This is a genomic window from Xylanibacter brevis ATCC 19188, from assembly GCF_000621725.1.
Classification (GTDB): domain Bacteria; phylum Bacteroidota; class Bacteroidia; order Bacteroidales; family Bacteroidaceae; genus Prevotella; species Prevotella brevis.
Genome location: NZ_JHXM01000007.1, coordinates 230,110 through 250,256 on the forward strand (window position 1 = coordinate 230,110; position 20,147 = coordinate 250,256).

Below are 20,147 nucleotides of genomic sequence, written 5' to 3' on the forward strand. Positions count from 1 at the left end.
CTATGTAGTTTGACTTGTTTATGGAGTCTGCGCTTGTTCAGACCCCTTTGCCTCTTAAGTTAATGGGCATTTACAGGCTTTCTACGAAAGCACGGGTTGTTTGGAAAGAATGCTCTGCCACTGTGTTCCAGAAGTCATGATACTGCGAGGCATCGGTGTCGCGCAGGGGGATGTCGCTGACCACACGGAACGAGATAAACTTCACTTTATTTATATAACACGTCTGTGCGATGGCACACGACTCCATGTCGATGGCTTTCGCCTCGGGGAAGTGACCCACAATCTCGCGAGCCTTCTCTTTAGAGTCCACAAACCAGTCGCCGGTCACGATGAGACCCCCGTGAATCGTGATGCCTTCGGTCTTCAGACTGAGGGCCTTGCGCAGCAATTCGGGGTCTGTCTGATAGCGGGCGGGCAGACCCTGCACCTGTCCGTAAACGGTGTTGTCGTCGATGGCCGTTCCACAGTACACATCGTGATAGCACAGTTCGGAACTCACCACGATGTCTTGCACGTTGATATCATCCCCATTGCCACCGGCGCATCCGCTGCTGATGATGATGTCGGGGTGAAACTCGTTGATCATGCGCTGGGCGCCCAGTGCGGCATTCACCTTGCCGATACCGCATTTCTCTACTCTGACGTCGCTGTTCTTGAAAACCTGTTGCAGTTGTTGCAACTCTTTGTCCATAGCGACAATAATTCCTATTTTCATTCTTTCTGTTGTATTTTGACGACAAAGATAGTGGAAATATTTTAAATTCACGTGGTAAGTACGAATTTATTTTGTAATTTTGCGGCCAAATAAATAATAACTTGCAAGATTATGAAATCGTTGAAACCATGGCTGCTGGATGCAGTGGCAGTGTTGTTTTTTGTGGTGTTGGCATTTGCCTATTTCTATCCAGCCGACTTCGAGGGTCGTGTGCTGAACCAGGGAGATATCTCTGCTGGCGTAGGTGCAGGCCAGGAACAGGCTGATTACATGGAGCGCACGGGCGACCGTACGCGTTGGACCAACGCTTTGTTCTCGGGCATGCCCACCTATCAGTTGTCGCCATCGTACAATAGCGACAAGGTCATCAGCAAGGTGGCCGATGCCTATCACCTGTGGCTGCCGCTCAACGTGTGGTATCTGTTTGCCTATCTGCTGGGCTTCTACATCCTGTTGCGTGCCTTCGACTTCCGTCAGCAGCTGGCTGCGCTGGGTTCCATCCTGTGGGCCTTCAGCACCTATTTCCTCATTATCATTGCTGCCGGCCATATCTGGAAGGTGATGGCGCTGGCCTACCTGCCACCTATGATTGGTGGTATCGTGCTGGCCTACAGGGGGAAATATCTGTTGGGTGCCGTTGTCACGGGCATCTTTGCGGCCCTCGAGGTGCAGGCCAACCACGTACAGATGACCTATTATTACTTGTTTGTCATCCTGTTTATGCTCATTGCCTATCTCGTTGACGCCGTGCGCAAAAAGCAGATGGCTCATTTCTGCAAGGCTACGGCAATGGTTGCCGTGGGCGGACTGCTCGGCATCTTGGCCAACATATCTAATCTGTATCACACTTGGCAGTATTCGCAGGAGACCATGCGTGGCGGTAGCGAACTGGTAAAGAGCGATGCCGGCAATCAGACCGCCGGCGGATTGGAGCGTTCCTACATCACCGACTATAGCTATGGCATCGGCGAGACCTGGAGTCTGCTCGTGCCCAATGTGAAGGGCGGCACCTCTACCCACGTTATCTGGGAGGACGAGGGTGCTAAGACTATCCTGGAGAATGAACAGGTCGAACTGGGCGGTGGACAGAAAGCACCAGCCCTGGCGGTGGTTGGCGAACTGGCTAATCCCAATGGCTACTTCAAGGATGCCACTGGCGGACAGCCCATCTACTTCACCCAGTACTGGGAAGAGAACCTGGAGCCCGGTGCTCACGGCACCATGGGCCCTGTCTATGTGGGCGCCTTCGTGCTGATGCTCTTCGTGCTCGGCCTCTTCATTGTCAAGGGCCCCATGAAGTGGGCACTGCTGGCAGCCACCATCCTGAGCATCATGCTGGCCTGGGGTAAGAACTTCATGGGCCTCACCGACCTCTTCATCGACTATGTGCCGATGTATGCCAAGTTCCGTGCCGTAGAGTCTATCCTCGTCATTGCCGAGTTCACCATTCCTCTGCTGGCCATGCTGGCCCTCAAGGAAGTCATCGAGAAGCCCGAGGTGCTTGCCGGAAAGAAGATCTACTACCTCTATGGCGCCTTTGCAGCAACGGGCGGCATGTCGCTGCTCTTTGCGCTGATGCCTACGCTGTTCTTCGACTTCTACTCAAATGCTGAGGTCACCGTGGCCAGCCGCATTCTGCCAGCTCCTGCCGATGCGCAGTCGCTGCTCACCGCGCTGAGCCATGCGCGTCAGTCTATTTTCACTGCCGACTGTTGGCGCTCGTTCTTCATCATTGTCGTTGGCACGCTGATGCTGTTGCTCTATCGTGCTAAGAAGCTGAAGGCGCTGCCCGTAGTGGCTGTCCTGTTGGTGCTCTGTCTGGTCGATCTGTGGCAGGTGAACCGCCGCTATCTGAATCCTAACGACGAACATCAGTTCATCAAGAAGGTGGAGCAGCGCTATGTGCGCCCCATGACCGATGCCGACCGTCAAATCCTCAGCGACCCGTCGCTCGACTATCGTGTGCTGAACCTGGCTGGCAACCTGTTCAACGAGAACGAGACGTCCTACTATCATAAGAGCATTGGTGGCTATCATGCCGCCAAGTTGCGCCGCTATCAGGACCTCATCGACTACTACATCAGTCGTGAGCACAATCAGGTATTTGCTGCGCTCCAGCAGTACAATGGCGAGTTGCAGGAGGCTCCAGGCGACAGTCTGTGGCCTGTGCTCAACATGCTGAACACAAAGTATTTCCTCTTGGCACAGCAGAACTTCTACCGTCCTAATCCCTATGCACAGGGCAACGCATGGTTTGTTGATAAGCTGAGCTATGTGGATAATGCCACTGCCGAGATCAACGCGCTGCGCACCATCAACCTCCGTCACGAGGCCGTTGCCGACAAACAGTTTGCCGACGTGCTCGGTCAGGCCTCTGCGCTCGACACGGCTGCCGTGGTGAAGATGACGTCTTACGAGCCCAATCAGCTGAAGTATCAGGTGAAGAGTAGCAAGGGTGGGGTATTGGTGTTCTCTGAAATCTACTATCCCGGTTGGGAGGCTACCGTCGATGGTCAGCCCGTAGAACTGGGACGCGTCAACTATGTACTGCGTGCCCTGCGTATCGAGGGTGGCGAGCACGAGGTTGTGCTCAGCTTCTTCCCGCAGAGCATCACCACCACCGAAGTCATTGCCTACACCTCACTGGTCATCCTTGTCCTTCTGGTTCTGGTACTGTTGTTCTTTACCTATCGTAAGAAACAAAAATAAATATGGAATTCAGAACCAAGGTTCATATTCCCAGCTATCCATTCAGCATTGAGCCCCTCGAAGAGATTCTCTTCGTGGGCTCTTGCTTTGCTGACAGCATCGGCAGTCGTTTCAAGGAGGAGCGCTTTCCGGTCGTTGTCAATCCCTACGGTGTGATGTACAACCCCGTATCGGTGCTTCACACCGTCATGCGCACCGACGCCAAACCGCGTGTGGCGTTTCTTACGTTGGGCACCAACCACGTCTATCGCCTGAAGGAAACGGGCGAGATTGTTGATAACTGTCAGAAGCGTCCGCAGCGTCTTTTCCAGGAAGAGGAACTGTCTGTGCAGCAGTGCGTTGATGCCTTGCAACAGGTGGTCGATGAACTTTCCGCCAGACGTTCAGACGTTCAGGTTGTTCTCACCGTCAGTCCTATCCGTTATCAGAAGTACGGCTTCCACGAGAGCCAGTTGTCTAAGGCCACATTGTTGTTGGCGGTCCACGAGTTGGTGGCTCGCAATCCCGGTGTCGCCTTCTATTTCCCCGCCTACGAGATTGTCCTCGACGAGTTGCGCGACTACCGTTTCTATCAGCCCGATATGATTCATCCATCGGCGCAGGCCGTGGAATATATCTGGGAGAAGCTGGTAGAAACGCTGTTCAGCGACAGCGCCAAGCAGTTTCTCCGTGAGTGGAAACCCATCAAAGAGGCCTTAGGTCATCGTCCTTTCCACCCAGAAAGCGATACCTATCGCGAGTTCCTGGAAAAGGCTCAGCAACAAGAACGTGAATTGCTGGCCCGCTATCAAGACAATCGCCAAAACGAAACAATAAAAGAATAATCATTATTTTCTCCACTATAACAACCAGTACCTTGATACGAGGTGCTGGTTTTTTATTTGCAGAAAAGAAACTTCTATAAAAAAGAAATATAATATTACGAAGAAATGTTTCTGTTTGAAATTTTATATGTATCTTTGCACATAAGTATTGCCGATACATCGTTAAAACGATGCTTGCCTATCATGGCTTGATTCCCTGAGTGCAGGGTGGCGGTACGATTTTTGAGGAAAAACAATAACAGCATTAGCTGATTATTCGGTACATCATGAAACCTAGGAAATTTCGATGATTATTCATACCGTCAATAGTCACTAGTTCTGCACCTTAGGGTGTGGACATGACTTATCTGGTATGAATGGGCAATCCTAGGGCCTCATGGTGTAGATAAGGCGGTTCACGCCTTTTCTATATCCTGAGGCCGCTTTCGTTTTAGCCCATCATTAAATCCCGATAAGTCAGTGATTATGCTACAAACCGAATATTACTATGCTATTTCAAAAGACTATTACCAAGAAATACTTGGGACTAATAGATGATATAGTGGTCAGTGAGGCTTGGAAGCGCTTTCAAGCTTATTTTCTTGATGCCCAGATACAAGCAAACATTCAACAGTCGAAGGAGGAACAATTCCAAGAAGGTTTCCTACGCGAATTGTTTGTGAAGGTATTGGGCTATACGCTCAATCCTTCGCCAAACTATAATTTGATCACTGAAAAGAAGAACGAAACAAACTCGAAGAAAGCTGATGGAGCGATACAGAAAGATGGTAAGGTGATTGGTGTTATTGAGTTGAAAGACCATAAAACAACCGACCTTTCACGCATTGAAGCTCAGGCTTTTGGATATAAAAGTCAGCATCGCGATACTCGGCTTGTTATTATTTCTAATTTCGAAAAGCTACGTCTTTACATTGATAACGCCGTAGATTATCAAGAGTGGCATTTGTTCCACTTGACCGAGAGCGACTTCCGTGAGTTGTATCTATGTTTGGCTTGGGCTCAGGTTGATGCTGGGGTAGCCATAAAGATGAAGCAAGAATCAGTATCTAGTGAAGACCAGATAACCAAGGCGCTCTATCGCGACTATTCAGAGTTCAAGCGAGTGCTATTCGCTGACATCATAGCTAACAATCCTGCTGGCGAAGGCCTTGATGAGAAAGAATGGCAATTGCTGTTGTTCAAGAAGACTCAGAAGCTGCTAGACCGCTTGCTCTTTATTTTCTTTGCTGAGGACTGTGGACTATTGCAGCCAAACTCTATGGTACAGATTATAGAGAATTGGCAGAAGCTTAAGGATCTTGATGCTTACGTGCCTCTGTATGACCGCATTAAGCAGTATTTTGGCTATCTCGACACGGGACATCAAGGTAAACCATTCGATGTGTTTGCCTATAACGGTGGGTTGTTTAAGGCAGACGACGTACTTGATAATCTGCTTATTAATGATGATTTGTTGGCTTCGCATACTCGCAAGCTGTCAACCTATGATTTTGAGAGTGATGTAGATGTAAACATCCTCGGGCATATCTTTGAGAATTCTTTGTCAGAGATTGAAGAGGTCACTCAGCAGATTAATAGTGGCGAGACCCCTCAAACCTCTAAACGCAAACAGGATGGCGTGTTCTATACGCCTCAGTATATCACGAAGTATATCGTCGAAAACACCGTTGGTCGTTTGTGCTCTGAGAAGAAACAAGAGCTGAATATTGTTGAAGAAGAATATTTCTCAGACCAGCGTCGCCAGCTGAAAACCAAGCAACGATTATTGGATCAGTTGCATCAATATCGCGACTGGTTGCTACAGATTACGATTCTCGATCCAGCCTGTGGAAGTGGTGCTTTCCTGAATGCTGCATTACAATTCCTGATGGCTGAGCATAAACTGATTGACGAAATGGAAGCCAAGGTGACAGGTTCTGCTATTGTGTTCCAGGATGTAGAGAACAGTATTTTAGAGCATAACCTCTATGGCGTTGACATCAATGAAGAGAGTGTTGAGATTGCGCAGTTGGCACTATGGCTGCGTACTGCCAAACCCCATCGTAAGCTGAACTCACTCAATGAGAATATCAAGTGTGGGAACTCGCTGATTAGCGACCCTGTCATTGCCGGCGAAAAAGCCTTCAACTGGCAAGAGCAATTCCCCAAGGTATTCGAAAAAGGTGGCTTTGATGTTGTGATTGGTAATCCGCCGTATGTGAGGGCTGAGATAATTGCTCAGAAAGATATAGATTATTATCGCGACAATTACAAGGTGTTTAATCCTGATGGTGATTTATTCTCGTATTTTTATGAGAAAGGTATGAATATGCTAAAGACAAATGGATTGTTTGGTTTTATATCAAACACCTTTGATAAAACAGCTGCAGGAAAGACTCTACGTAACTTCATACAGACCAACACAAAGATTGAAGGTTATGTCGACTTTACAGAAGTCCAGATTTTTGAGGGCGCAACAACATACCCAATAATACTTCTTCTTTCTAAGGAAAAAGAGGAAAAACATACCTTTGAATATACAAAAATACCAAAGGATATGCAAGGTTCTGTGATTATCAGTTCCGCACCAACTAAAGAAGTTAAACAGGATGGGCTTGATAGCGACAACTGGAGTTTCCAGAGCGCAGAAATGTCAAGAGTGATAACAAAAATCTCAAGTTTCAAGTCTGTAAAAGAACAATATGGTAAATGTTATAGAGGACTTCTTACTGGATTAAATGATGCTTTCATCATTAATGAAGAAACCAGAGTGCTATTAAATAAAGAAAACGCAAAATCCGATGAATTAATAAAACCTATTTACGAGGGCAAAGACTTACAGAAGTGGTGTAACCAACAACTACAAAAATACTTGATTTGTACTCATAATGGATATGATGATGTCCCTGCTATTGATATTGACAAGTATCCCGCAATTAAAGATTTTTTAGTTGGTTTCGAACCTCAATTAAGCAAGCGATATGATAAAGGAAATACCCCATACAATCTTCGTAATTGTGCATATCAGTCTTTGTTCTACCAGCCAAAGATTATTTGGGGAAACTTGCAGAATGCAAACAAGTTCAGTTGGGATGATAAAGGAACTATAATCTCAGCCCCAGCATGTATGCTGCCCGCTAACAATAAAGCTCTTCTCGCAGTTCTAAATTCAAAGATTGTTTGGCTTTTTCTTACTTCTATTTGTGTGGTTCGAAATGGCGGGTATATAGAGGTAAAACCGCAATATTTTGAACAGATACCGATACCGCCCTTAGATAATGAGTTAGGAAAAGAGTTGTCAGATATCGTTGATGCTATGTTAGTTCTGAATGAAGAACTTCAAGAGAAACGTACTCGATTCCTTCGTCGTTTGAGCGAGTTTTTTGAGGGTGTCAAGATAACAAGTGCTCTGCAGGTGTTTGACCAGTTGGACTTCAAGGGCTTTGTGGCAGAACTGAAGAAACAGAAGATCAAACTCACACTGGTTCAGCAAGACGAGTGGGAAGACTACTTCAACCAATATCGCCAAGCCTGCCAAGAACTCTCAGAGCAGATAAAAGTCACAGACAACGAGATAGACAACAGGGTGTTCGACCTTTATGGTCTGACCACAGAAGAGCGAGAAATCGTATTGAATTCTTAAAGATTAATCGGTATTAAATAAAACAGGTACCTGGTACATGTTTCATGCATATATTTTACTGCCCACGTCGCTCTTGATGACATACCACATTTCCGTCTTGCCGGCACAGCCGTGGCGCTCCATGGCCAACTTGTCATCGGGGTGCACCTGCACGGAGAGGTCCTGACGTGAGTCGATGAACTTGATGAGCAACGGGAACTGGTTGCCGTATTTCTTATACACCTTCTCTCCCACCAGTCGTCCCTGATATTTGTCGATGAGCTTCGTGAGTGTCAGTCCCACATCCACGTCATCGATGAGTCCGCGCTCAATGGCACGGCTCTCGTGACCCGGCACGCCGCTGATTTCCCAGCTTTCGCCGATATTGGGCTGGGCGGTGAATATGCCCTTGAAGGGTGCAATCTGGTAGCCTCCCCACAGGGTGGTCTTCAGATAAGGTTCAAACTTATATGGCTTCATTATTGTAATAAGTTCTTGTATTTTAGTAATGCCTCAATATAGTAATAGTCGGCATAGACAATGCTGGCATCAATCTCGGAACCGGCGGGATGGTGGCCAGTAGAGTGCATGAGGAATGAGACGTTCTTGTCGCGGCTTTGGTAGCGGGCGGTACTCAGGTCGCGGAGCATCTGTATGGCTGCATCGCGGTAGCGGTCGCCATCTTTCACATATTGGCACAACTCCAGCAGGGCACTGGCAACGACACAAGCCGCTGAGGCGTCCTTAGGGGCCGCTATACCTCTTGAGTCATCCATATCCCAGATAGGCACCATGTCGTCGCTGGTTTCATGCAATCGCTTCAGGTAGATGTCCGTCACCTTTTGAGCGAAGTCGAGGAAACGCTTGTTCTTAGTATAGCGATAGACCATGGTGTAGCCGTAGATGGCCCATGCCTGTCCGCGGCTCCACATTGAGTAGTCAGCATATCCTTGATGCGTCACGCCCTTGATGAACTTTCCCGTCAAGGTGTCATAGACGGCAACGTGATAGCATGAACCATCGGGCCGGAAGTGATTCTTCATCGTTGTATCGGCATGACGAACAGCAATATCGTAAAGGTTTGAGGTTTGGCTGTGCCTTTCTTTGTCCGCCCAAAACAGCAGTTCCAGGTTCATCATGTTGTCCATGATGGTGTTGTGGCCGCCATAGTCCTTCACGTGGCGAGGCCAACTGAGGATGGTGCCCACAGTGGGGGTGAAGAGTGTGATCAGCGAGTCGGCAGCTTGCAAGGCGAGTTGCTTATAGTGCTCGTTCTTTGTTACCTCATAGCCTTTCAGGAACGAGTTGATAGCGATAAATCCCAGATCGTGGTCAAATACGGGACTATTGATGATAGGTGCAATAGCTTCGGTGTAGCCAATAGCGGCTTTATTGACAGCCTCGCTCTTGTTGTAGTCGAATGCCATCCACAAAATGCCCGGCCAGAAGCCCGAGCACCATTCTTCGGGCTTTGCCTTACGGAGGTTCCATGTCCGCCCTTCCCTTAAAATGTTGCGTGGCATCATGGTGAAATCGTAGGGACGCAAACTTTCTAATGCCTTATCCACCTGTGAAGAGCAGTAGGCCAACTGCTGATTCACGTTGAACTGTCCGATCTCCTTCGTGAAGACCACGCCGCTGACGTGATTGCCCACAAACATCGGCACGTAGTCGGCGGTGGCATACCAGCGAGGCTTGCTGGGCATCTCGTCGTAGATTGGCTGTCCGTTGATTTTCATTCCTTTGAAGGTGATGTTGCGGATGCCGTGGTCGGTGTCGTAGCCGTTGATGATGGAGAGATTCGGCGTAGTGCCCGTGTAGCGGACGTTGCGGAAGGTGACATCCTCCACGCCCCTACCTGGTGCCGTGCAATACTTCTGATTATATCCCACCTTCACCTGCGCAATGCTGCCAGCCTCAATCTGTTCAATGCGAATGTTATCGAAGAGTACATCGCGCACGAGGTTGCCGTCGCCGCAGTTAATGGCCAGACAGCCCTGGTAGTCCACCTGTGGCTCTGCCTGTCCCAGAATGTCGATGTTCTCATAAACCAGATGCTCGATGGTGTCGCCCACCTCAGGGTTGCCGTGAATGCCGATGAAGATAGGGTGCGCCACGTCGGCCCAGAGTGTGCTGTTGCGCATCCGCACATTTCGGGTGTTGCCGCTGAAGCCCTTCCGAGTGGCGTAGGCCGTGGTGCAGTCATCGCTGTTACGGCAGAACACGCGGTCGAAAAGGACATTCGAGGAGGCAAAGACATTTAAGCCGTCACCCCATCCAGGATGTGATATGCTCCTGACATCGTGCAGCGTCACACCGTCACTACCACCCACAGGACAGGTGTTGACGATGAGACCGTCAATCAGCACGTTCTTCGAACGGTGAATATGACAGCCTTCATAGCCACTTGCAGGTCGGGCGATGCCACGGCCTAAGATGCTCACGTTCTCAGCATTCTCAATGGCAAAGGTGCCCGAGAAATAACTGCCCCCGTCAAGATAGACCGTGGTATTCGACGGCACCTTGATGACATCTTCCGTGTATATGCCAGGGGCATAGTAGCGGAAGTCACGGCCCTGTGCTTTGGCAGCTTTCCCGGCATCTTCTTTGCTAATAGTGGGCTTCGAAGTAAATACCAACAGATTGTCAGTGATGTCGCCGTCCAGTTCCACGCTCACGTTCTCAGGCTGGAACAGAAGGAACTGCACCGTCGAGTCGTTCTGCACGTTGGCAATCGTGCCGCGATAGTCGGGACGGATGCGGGTCTTCTTGAATTTCTTGTTTTTGCTAACCACCTTCACAAACACATCGCCCGTGAAGTCGAAGAAGGCGTAGGAAATCTCGCTAATGGCGTGCTTGCCGCTGCCAGTCGAGGCATTCACCTTCGCCATATATGTGTCTATTTTCGTCCACTCCTTGCTGCCGCGCGGCTGGATGAACACATCGTAGTCATGCTTCAGAGGCGCACCTTCAGGGGCTGGATACGTAAACACCTGATGCAGTTTCGTACCTTCCTTCACACCCGGCACCCGCACCTCGCGACTCTCCCCCTTGCGCTCTGCCTTGGCTTGCAGTGCCAGCACCTTTTTCGTGTACGGCATCTTCAGCCCCTTCGCCTTCACATAGTGGTCGTAGGGTTTCTGGTAGATGTCCCACAGCTTTCCGCGTCCCATCTGCCCCGGTTCCGTCCAGTCGCAGTAGAGACCAGTCAAGTCTGTCCATGTCTCGAAAGGCACGTCGTTGCCCAGATTGTAGCGGGCCGTGTACTCAAAGCCCTTCATCAGCCGGTTGTCGAGTGCCCCCCAGAGGTCATCGCCCTGCTGCCAAGCCATCTCGCAGATGTCGGCTATCGCCTCTAGTCCCAACTGCGCGTGTCCTTGGTCGCGTCCTGTCTCCTGACACTGTCCCGTCTCACTGATATAGCGCGGCAGTGAGCCGTTGTCATAACCGTGCAGGTAATAGTCGATGGCCTGACGGTACATCACCGTATCCTCCATAACTATCGCCGCCGCCATGCGGAAGCGGTTGACAATCGCACCCCAGTTGCCGTTGGCGTAGGGACTGTCCGCCTCGAATTTGTTCATCGTTGGCACCATCGCCCTTCTCAGCATAGTTTCCCACGCTGGTGTCTTTTGTTCCTTCTCTATTATCATCGCTCTGCATAGCCAGTATCCCTGAATCAGGCACAGCGGTGCATCATGACCATCAATCCTCTGCAACTTCTCCGTGTATGCATTGATGATGCGCAGTGCTTCATCGTGCTTTCCTTCCTTGGCGAAGTCCCATGCCGCTTTCATATCGCGCTCGCTGCCGTTTTTACTTCCTCGGAACTTACCGTCACGAGCCACTACTTCGTAAGGTCCAGCCATCTTATACTCCTGCGCGAGTGCTGAGACCAATGAAAAATGAAAAGTTAAAAATGAAAAATGACTTGCACAAAGGAGCGTGAGAGTAATGACGAAACGTTTCATATAACTATGTTACTTGTTAATCTGTTATTCATTAAAAGGCGTGGCACAAAACTTGAGGTCCACCCATCCTTTGGATTTAGCGTCATGAGTGATGCTGAACACACCATATTTTGCACCTATCCACTTTCCTTCACGGGCTTGGAAGGGAATAGCGACAGGTGTGAATTGGCAACCATCTATACTGTAGCAAAAGTGACAGAGACCCCCTTTGTTACACTGTAAGCGAACGCTGAGGTGACATTCATAATTGGTTTTGGCACCGGCATTGTAAGAGTGTGCTTTGATATTCCCTATGATAGCGGATTCTTCAGCTCCATCTCGGTCTGCATCTTTGCAAATGATACGTTTCAGCACAAAAGCTTCATCCTGCAGCTCGACGGAAAGGCGACAGTAGTCACGTCCCATCACCACGAATCCCGACTGCTGACCTTCATTTGTTGCTGTGATGGTTAGGTGAAGAGTATCTGTAAACGTCTCTCCTTCAAATTTCCTCAGATACAGGTTCGGTACTTCCCATAGGTTTTTGAAGTCAGGTGGCACAGCGTACCCATAAACGCGCACACCGCTATTCGTTGTAAGCCCAAAGGTATCCTGATAATTGGAGTGCCACTGGTATTGATTTTTAATAGGTGATTTGCATTTTTTACTTTTCATTCTATCACTTTTCAATTCTTTCATCATCGGCCACTCTTTCTTCCACTCCACATCAAGCAGGTGTAGAATGCGACCATAAGGGCCTCTGTCCTGAAAGGCAATGAACTTATCCGCCACCCAACCACCTTGATGAATGCCATTCTTATTAAACACAATCTTGCTCTCATACGGGCCATACACGTTACGGCTGCGCAATGCTACCTGCCATCCTTTCTCTACACCGCCCGCAGGAGCAAGGATATAGTAATAGTCATCGCGCTTGTAGAACTTAGGCCCTTCAATCGTGTGATTACCTTCCACTTGACCGTCATAAACGAGGATAGGCTTACCTATAACCTGATTTCCGTCAGCAGACAGTTCGCGCACCGTCAACACACTGTTGAAACCACAACGGCTGGCAGCCCACCCGTTTACGAGATAGCATCGTCCGTCCTCGTCCCATAGCGGGCAAGGATCAATCACACCCTTGCCCTCCACCACCAGCACTGGCTTGCTCCATCGTCCGAGCGGGTCATCACTCTTCACCATGAACACGCCAAAATCCGGGTCGCCCCAATAAATGTAATATGTGTCATTATGCCGACGGATGCTGGGTGCCCATACGCCGCAGCCGTGCTGAACGGTGTTGTAATGCTCAATGGGCAACAATCGTTCCACTGCATAATTCACCAACTCCCAATGTACCAGGTCCGTGCTGTGGAGAATGGGCAGTCCTGGCGTACACTGAAAACTACTTGCCGTCAACCAATAGTCACCCGCCGTACCCTCGCAAACATCCGGATCGCTGTAGTCGGCATAGATGATTTGAGCCGGCATCGTCAATGTGTGTAATAAAAGAAAGAGAAGGATAATCTTTTTCATATATGTTATTCGATTCAATCGCCATCCCAGACAGAGCAACTGCTCAAATCTGTTAGTGGCTTACATACTTTTCCCTTTGGCGATAAATACCCGATTCGGGTATTTGCGATATATTGGTATTCCACACATGTCATATACTGTGCCCGCCTCAAATTGAAAATTGTCTGTTGTCAGTTCATCCACTTCGTGTTCGGGCAACCAGAATATTTCGCCATCGGCTGCTGTAATGACATTCCTTCACCGAGCATGAGGTCGTAGTCGCCCGAACCCATGATGACCTGTGTCTCTGTCATACCATAGGTGACACTGACGATGCCGTGTGTCTGCGTATCTATGCCCAATGGGGAGCGTAATGACTCTACACGCAAATCTGAGGCTTCAAGGGCTGCCATAGCCGTGAGTGGCAGCAATAACAAACCTGCAAGGAGGTATTCTTTCTGTTTCATTTTACGATTACTTTTTTACCCTTAATGATATACACTCCCCTGAGTTGTGATGAATCTGTGACCTTGCGACCACTCAAGTCGTAAATGAATTTACTATTGGTGATTTCATTCTTCAGACTTTTAATTCCAACTGCGTTTCCCATAAGAATCAATTGGAAGGGGAAGGTAGTGGGGGTGGTGGCAGCTGCTGTCTGTACTGTGCCGTCAGCGGCAATATCCCAATACTTCCGTGTCGAAGCTGTAGCTCCTGTGTGTATGGCGATGCGGTCTGTACCTACGGCTTGTTCAAGATAGAAAGGGAAGTATGCCGATGCTGCCAACTTGGCTGCGGTGGTCACCCTCTGGCTGTCTGTATCTGAAAGACTGATGAAGCCGTACTTGGGCGTAGCGGCAGTGGAACGTTCGAGGCACCATAGTTGGCTTGAGTCTCCCTCCTCGCGTGACTTGAAACTGACGGGCTGCCCCTTGCCATTGGCTGTTAGATAGGTATCTGTGGCGACATGGCGCAAGAGGTAGTTCCTTGGCTCGATCAATGTTGTTTCAGCAGCCTTGACGAAGACGTTGAAGGTGAAGTGGTATTCTTCACCAGAGAGGGTGAAGGTGGCTGTGTATTCGCCACTGGTCTGAAGGTTCTCTAAAGTCAGCGTCTTGCTGCCTGTGGTGCCGTCGCTCCACGAGACTTTGGATGCGGTAACAACAGATGGTGTTGTCAGACCAAGTGTCACGCTACCGCCCTGTTCCACGACAGCGTCCTCCCCTTGCGTAGTTGTTTCGCCAATGGTGCTATAAGGAACGGCCATGAGCACATGGATGTGAAACACCTGCGTCGTGATAGTTCCGCCCTGGTTGGTGAAGGTAACTGTGATATCCTGATCTTTTTTGATGGCAGAAGTGGTGATGCTCTGCGTGGTGGCTCCCGTGCTCCATTTGTATGTTCCCCATCCAGCGGTTGGGGTTACGTTCAAAGTAGCCGTTTTTCCATAAAGCACATCAATGGTATTGGTTTCAGCAGTGCTGCCATCGTAGGTAACAGAGGGAATGAGGGCATCGGGTGTGCAGTCTCCCTTAGCAGCGATGGAGAAGCAGAGCTGGCTCTTGATGCCGTTCTGGTTGGTATAGGTGACGCGGTAGATATAGCTCTGGTCGGTGGTGACAGTGATGTCGCGTGTTGCCTCGCCCGTGTTCCATTGCCATAGTCCTGTGTCCTCCTCGCCCTCTGGAAGCTGGGGCATTAGCGTCAATGTCTGACCTGTAGGTACACACGTGTTATTATTTATGGTATAGGTGTTGACCAATCCGCCCAGCTCGTTGTGGAGCAGGGTCTTCCCATTGACGAGTCCGCGTGTTTTCTCCTGTGCGAGGCTCGGAATGAGGTTTGTTGTGAGCGTACCGCTATACTCCATCTTCGGGGTCAGCTCCGTGGGCACTTGTTCGGCAGGACAAAGCTGTTCGTCGCGTGTGTTCATGAGCACGCTATAGCCTAAGTGGTCGTAGCCGCCGCTGGTGCCGCCCTGTCCGCCCTCATCAATGCCCATATTGGTATAGGAAATATCTGAGAATGGCATTTTCACGCCTTTCACGCCCTCATAGATGCCGATGACGGTGCCCCAGTAGGGGCGCATCTGCGCGCCGAGGGCTGGCCCCTCCATGAGCCAGGCACGCGAGTCGGTGTAGTAGTAGCCATTGGAACCGTAGTGGTAGTTCACCCACGGCAATCCCTCCACGCTCTGCGTCTGTGCTGCCACGTATTCGATGCCCGCAGCCAAGCGGTGGTTCATATAGGCAAAGAGGTCATCGCCCTGGTTCCAGCCCTGTTTCGCAATATCCACAGCCAAGCCTAGCGCCATTGCCGAGTGCCCTGTGTCACGTCCGCTCTCATTCATCTGTCCGAGCTCCCCGTAAGCAGCTGTTTCGAGTTCACTCTCGGAAGTTGTCACCACGAGGTTGCCGAGGAATTCGGTGAGACCATCGTTCTTAATAGGTACTTCGGTGCGCGGGTCGCGGAATGTGCCGCACTGGTCGTACTTGAAGTATGACATGCCCTGGTTGTAGATGAACACGTCATCGCACAGCACACCGATACTCAATACACACAACACGTTGCACAGTCCCCAGTTCGACCAGTAGTGACCCGGTGCCTGCCACCACTTGCTCGAGTTCTCCCATGTGCCGTTGCGGGAACGCAGGAAGTTGATGGCTTTTGGATACCACAGCTCAAGCATCCAACGCTGGAACCTGGCAAAGTCCTCGCGGCTCCAACCTTCGTAGTCGCGCATCAGTTCGGCAGCCTGTGCGAACTGATAGCCGTAGAGCCCCACGGCCAGACACTGATCGGAGTTGCCGCTAATAGCCTTTGTCGTGTTACACCATGCCATGAGGATCCTCATGGCAGCCTTGGCATTGGCTTCCGTACCGCCGATTTTCCAGCGCAGAGCGTTCTGGTAGGCCATCGTTGCCCCGCGTGCGGCATTTATATAATTCTCACCGCTTCCACCACCGCGTACAATGGTCTCGACGGGATAGGTCTGTACGCTGCTCTGTGAGTAGGCCGCACTGGTTAGCTTCTGGTAGGCCTGCTTCACCTTGGTGTTACCCTTTTCTAATTGTGTCTTCACACGGTCAAAATCTGCCTGTGTGTGTAGACCACCTGGATGGATGAATCCGCGGTCTTGTGCCATAGCTGGCGCAATGGATAATGAACCTTGAACCGCGAAGAATTGAATTGCGCAGAGAAACGCAAGGCTTAAAAATCTTGTTTTCATACTTTTACTTAGGAATGATGGTGCAAAGATAATACAGCCAGAGAAAACAGTAGGTGTCTGTTTTTCCAAGAATATACGTCTATTACGTATAACGTTGATTTTAGATTTTTCAGACGTACTTTTTAGACAAAAGAAGCGGCTATTTCAATAAAAATATATAACTTTGTCGCCCAATAATGATTGTTTTAGCCTATGAAAGGTAAATTCTGTATCTTGTTGTGCAGCATGTTCGTATGGGTTCTTTGCGTCAGCGGGCAACGTCATTGGATGGTGGCCGATGGGCTTCCGACGGGTGAGGTGCAGCAGATTGTGGAACTCCCCAACGGCCAGATGCTCGTGAACTGCGAAGGAGTATTTTGTCTTTCGAATGGACACTCCTTCGACGTAGTGTCCTGCAACCAAATCCTGGCATATAAGCTTTCCCAATACACCAATCGATATGGCCAATTGTGGGAAGGAGACTCTATTTTATGGCTGCGAGACTTTTATCGAATCTACCGCTTTGACGCCCACCAATACAGATTTGTAAAAACCGACGAGAACGGATTGGGCAGACCCTTCCTGAAAACCATCCTTGCCGACAAAGCTGACACGCCACAGCCAACAGCACAACAACAACACGTCATCGACTCACTCCATATACATGACGCTACCGTTGCCATAACTGACCGTCAGGGCGGCCTATGGATAGGCACTCGCACCAATGGTATCGTCTATCAGCCGCCACATAGGACTAAGCCTATGATACACACTGGGAATGATCCCTTGATCGGACAAACACGAAGTGCTTCCCTGCGCAACGGACAGACTATGTTTGTCATACAACTAGATGATGACAGGCAGTTGCGCTGTGATTCACTTTCCCATTTGGCTTATGCTCAGTCAGACCACACAACCATACCGCTAAACGAGAAACTGCCAGCTTTGAACCAATATCGCCACATGGTAGGAGCCTGTCCTTTGGACGATGAGTGGGTGGCAGTCTATACACAAAATGGTGCTTTCCTGCTTGACACGAAGGCTGACACGCTGGCACCGTTCCCCCATGCCTATGAGATAGAGTGCTACAGCAGTAAATACAACTGTATGCTGAAAGACCACAAGGGAACTTTATGGGTAGGAACTCAGAACGGACTCTTCAAAATGGAAGAAGTGAAAGGCAAAGGAACAAAAAGCAAAAAATACAAAACACCTGATAGAATTGAGGGACTGACGAACAACTGCATACGCAGTTTGGTGACAGATGCTGATGGACACGTGTGGACAGGCACATCGTATGGCATCTCACGTATTACGCCTACCGTTGTCAACCTCGGTGTAGATGACGGCATCCCTGCTAAACCAATGATGGATTGTGCCGCACTGCTCCTTACCGACAAACGATTGGTTTTCGCAGCAGGTGGTGGATTGGCCGTATCTTTCCGCCCCGACGAACAATTAGGTGAGGAAAAGCCACTCCCCGTCGTCATTACCAACATCACAATAAACGGAGAAACGGTTGAAAGTTCGACGCTTTCCCTTTTAGGCAACCTTTCCTACAAACAGAACTACCTCTCATTCCAGTTCTCAACCCTCAATTACGCCACACCCTCGCACGACCGCTACCGTTACCGCATCCGGAATTTGGAAAGTGAATGGAACACTTGCAGTGATGGGGGTGGACAATGTACAGCCATCTATAGGGCGCTACCCCCAGGCGATTACACCTTTGAGGTACAGGCTGCTACGGCATCGAGCGAATGGGGAACTGTCACCACATTCCAATTCGCCATACGTCCACCTTGGTGGCTCACATGGTGGATGAAGACAGCCTATGGCCTGGCTACCATCCTGATGATTGTGGGTCTCATTAGCGTCTATCTGCAGAAAAAGAAAGCAAAATTGAGGCGAGAGAATGATGCACGAGTGAACCACCTCTTTGAGTTGCGCGAGGAAGCCCGACACCAATTTGCTGAGTCGGCTAACATCTCTCCCGACAAGATAGCCATCAATGCCGAAGAGGAAAAGCTTGTATCTCAGATGCTAAAAGCCATTGAAGCACATATCGATAACGAGCAATACAACGCTGACCTGTTGGCACGCGATGTCGCCATGAGCCGCGCTTCGCTATACAAAAAGTTGCAAAACATGCTCGGCATTACACCTACTGATTTCATCCGAAAAGTGCGCCTGAAGCGAGCTGCCCAGTTGCTTACCGAATCCCAGCTCTCCATCAATGAAATTGCCACTCATGTCGGTTTCGCCACTGCTCGCAACTTCTCTTCCTCTTTTAAAAAGATATTCGGTGTTACCCCCTCGGAGTACCGCAATAGAGAAGAAAATGCTAAAAAAACGCATAATTGAAAATTAAAAGAGTTGATTGTTTCCTAATGGCTAACTGAAATATAGCTCGGATAAAAACTCTTTGTAATGTCATTACAAAATGGAGCCTAAATGTAGTTAAATACGTTAAATTTTCATCTTTTCTAATCTCTATAGAATCCACGTCACCACTTTTCTACCGTTTAAGATGTAAATATCTGATAGAAAAAGACTTGCAAATACACTCCAGTAATCTTTATCAGATTCACACCTATGTTACTGAGTATGACGAGAATCATAGTGGTAAAGTAGATGGTATGTTGCTATATGCAAAGACGCAAGAAGAAATTGTTCCTGATGGGCAGCTGAAACGAAAGGATGGTAATTATATCTATTTCAGAACTCTCGATTTGAACACTGATTTCGAGGCTATAAAGAAACGATTAGATAGCTTCGTATTATAAATTGAAAAACTTATTCATCGGCAAAAACACTACTTATTCTTCTTGTTCGGCCACTATTATGGTGTTATAGCGCCACTGTTGCAATGCAATAGTGGTACTTTGGCATCTTACGACTTAAGTCGTGAGATCTTTCGACTCCAGTCGTGAAATCTTTCGACTTAAGTCGTGAGAACTGTTGACTTAAGTCGAAAGATCTGTTGACTTAAGCCGTAAGTTACAAAAGCGTAAGTATTGGGTTGCGAGAGCTGTGCTTTCACACCGCCATCCTTTTCGATCGGTGTCGCGAAGGCACGAATCTGGGGTCGGATGCCAGGTTTCTTTGTTTCTTTTTGGCCCGTGAGTAGCTTCATACTTCGATTTCGATGAAAAATCAAGGTAAAAGCCGTCTCTTTCTCGGGCGGCTCGGTGTAGGGCGTCATTTCGCGCGCATATATAATATAAGGAGAGTGTATAACAACGGTATTGATATACATCAAGACAAACATAAAAAATGCATTATTTCTCAAATTTTTCTCGAAAAAGTTTTGGTGATTCCGAAAAAAGCCGTACCTTTGCATCCGCTTACGAGGAACACCTCCTCACAAGCAAAACAAGAAAGAGTTCTTTGAAAGATTTACATAGACAGAGAAGTAGTACAAGAAGCGAGTACTAATCCTTACGGAGAGGTACTTGGGTAACAGTAACGAACCGTCAATCATATTTTAAAATAGGTTGATAGACTTGATACTTTTTGGATAGTCATTCTGAATCAGATAACAGATAGATTACTTTCAGATTCGTCTGATAATAATCAAATCTAAAGATACAAACATATACAATGAAGAGTTTGATCCTGGCTC

10 protein-coding genes and 1 pseudogene are annotated in these 20,147 nt (G+C 48.8%); 4 read left to right on the plus strand and 7 right to left on the minus strand.

Translation table 11 applies throughout. The annotated features are described in order from the left end of the window. Positions 1-70: 70 nt before the first annotated feature. Positions 71-715 (minus strand): 5'-methylthioadenosine/S-adenosylhomocysteine nucleosidase, encoded by a 645-nt coding sequence (gene mtnN / locus T433_RS0104915; RefSeq protein ID WP_027455066.1) that lies wholly within the window; start codon positions 713-715, stop codon positions 71-73. Between the two features lie 111 nt (positions 716-826). Here mtnN and T433_RS0104920 point away from each other — a divergent pair, with 111 nt between their 5' ends. From T433_RS0104920 to T433_RS0104930, 3 genes are all read left to right on the plus strand, one after another. Beyond that, positions 827-3,424: a YfhO family protein gene (locus T433_RS0104920; RefSeq protein WP_027455067.1), complete on the plus strand. Its 2,598-nt coding sequence runs from the start codon at positions 827-829 to the stop codon at positions 3,422-3,424. A 2-nt stretch (positions 3,425-3,426) separates the two neighbouring features. Continuing rightward, positions 3,427-4,248, plus strand: a complete 822-nt coding sequence (locus tag T433_RS0104925; RefSeq protein WP_044109215.1) for a GSCFA domain-containing protein — start codon at positions 3,427-3,429, stop codon at positions 4,246-4,248. A gap of 487 nt (positions 4,249-4,735) precedes the next feature. Beyond that, positions 4,736-7,870, plus strand: coding sequence for an Eco57I restriction-modification methylase domain-containing protein (locus tag T433_RS0104930; RefSeq protein ID WP_044109216.1), 3,135 nt, complete (start codon positions 4,736-4,738; stop codon positions 7,868-7,870). Between the two features lie 42 nt (positions 7,871-7,912). Here the strand turns inward: T433_RS0104930 and T433_RS14660 are convergent, their stop codons facing one another. The 6 genes and pseudogenes from T433_RS14660 to T433_RS15840 all read right to left on the minus strand — a co-directional run bounded on the left by T433_RS14660 (position 7,913) and on the right by T433_RS15840 (position 16,459). Then, positions 7,913-8,329 carry a type I phosphomannose isomerase catalytic subunit gene (locus T433_RS14660; RefSeq protein WP_052356996.1) on the minus strand — a complete coding sequence of 139 codons (417 nt, stop codon included), beginning with the start codon at positions 8,327-8,329 and terminating at the stop codon, positions 7,913-7,915. Next, complete coding sequence (locus T433_RS17000; RefSeq protein ID WP_044109247.1) at positions 8,329-9,510, minus strand: glycoside hydrolase family 88 protein; 1,182 nt, start codon at positions 9,508-9,510, stop codon at positions 8,329-8,331. The genes T433_RS14660 and T433_RS17000 overlap by 1 nt, the downstream gene beginning before the upstream one ends. A 1,596-nt stretch (positions 9,511-11,106) precedes the next feature. After that, positions 11,107-11,820: pseudogene (locus tag T433_RS17005) on the minus strand (alginate lyase family protein); the annotation flags it as partial. A gap of 24 nt (positions 11,821-11,844) precedes the next feature. Then, complete coding sequence (locus tag T433_RS14675; RefSeq protein WP_044109217.1) at positions 11,845-13,335, minus strand: glycoside hydrolase family 43 protein; 1,491 nt, start codon at positions 13,333-13,335, stop codon at positions 11,845-11,847. Between the two features lie 170 nt (positions 13,336-13,505). Then, entirely contained in the window at positions 13,506-13,781 is a 276-nt protein-coding gene (locus tag T433_RS0104955; protein ID WP_027455070.1) for a hypothetical protein, read from the minus strand. Then, complete coding sequence (locus T433_RS15840; protein WP_052356999.1) at positions 13,778-16,459, minus strand: alginate lyase family protein; 2,682 nt, start codon at positions 16,457-16,459, stop codon at positions 13,778-13,780. The genes T433_RS0104955 and T433_RS15840 overlap by 4 nt, the downstream gene beginning before the upstream one ends. Before the next feature lie 276 nt (positions 16,460-16,735). Here T433_RS15840 and T433_RS0104965 point away from each other — a divergent pair, with 276 nt between their 5' ends. Next, positions 16,736-18,886: a helix-turn-helix domain-containing protein gene (locus T433_RS0104965; protein ID WP_027455071.1), complete on the plus strand. Its 2,151-nt coding sequence runs from the start codon at positions 16,736-16,738 to the stop codon at positions 18,884-18,886. The last annotated feature ends 1,261 nt before the right edge of the window (positions 18,887-20,147 follow it).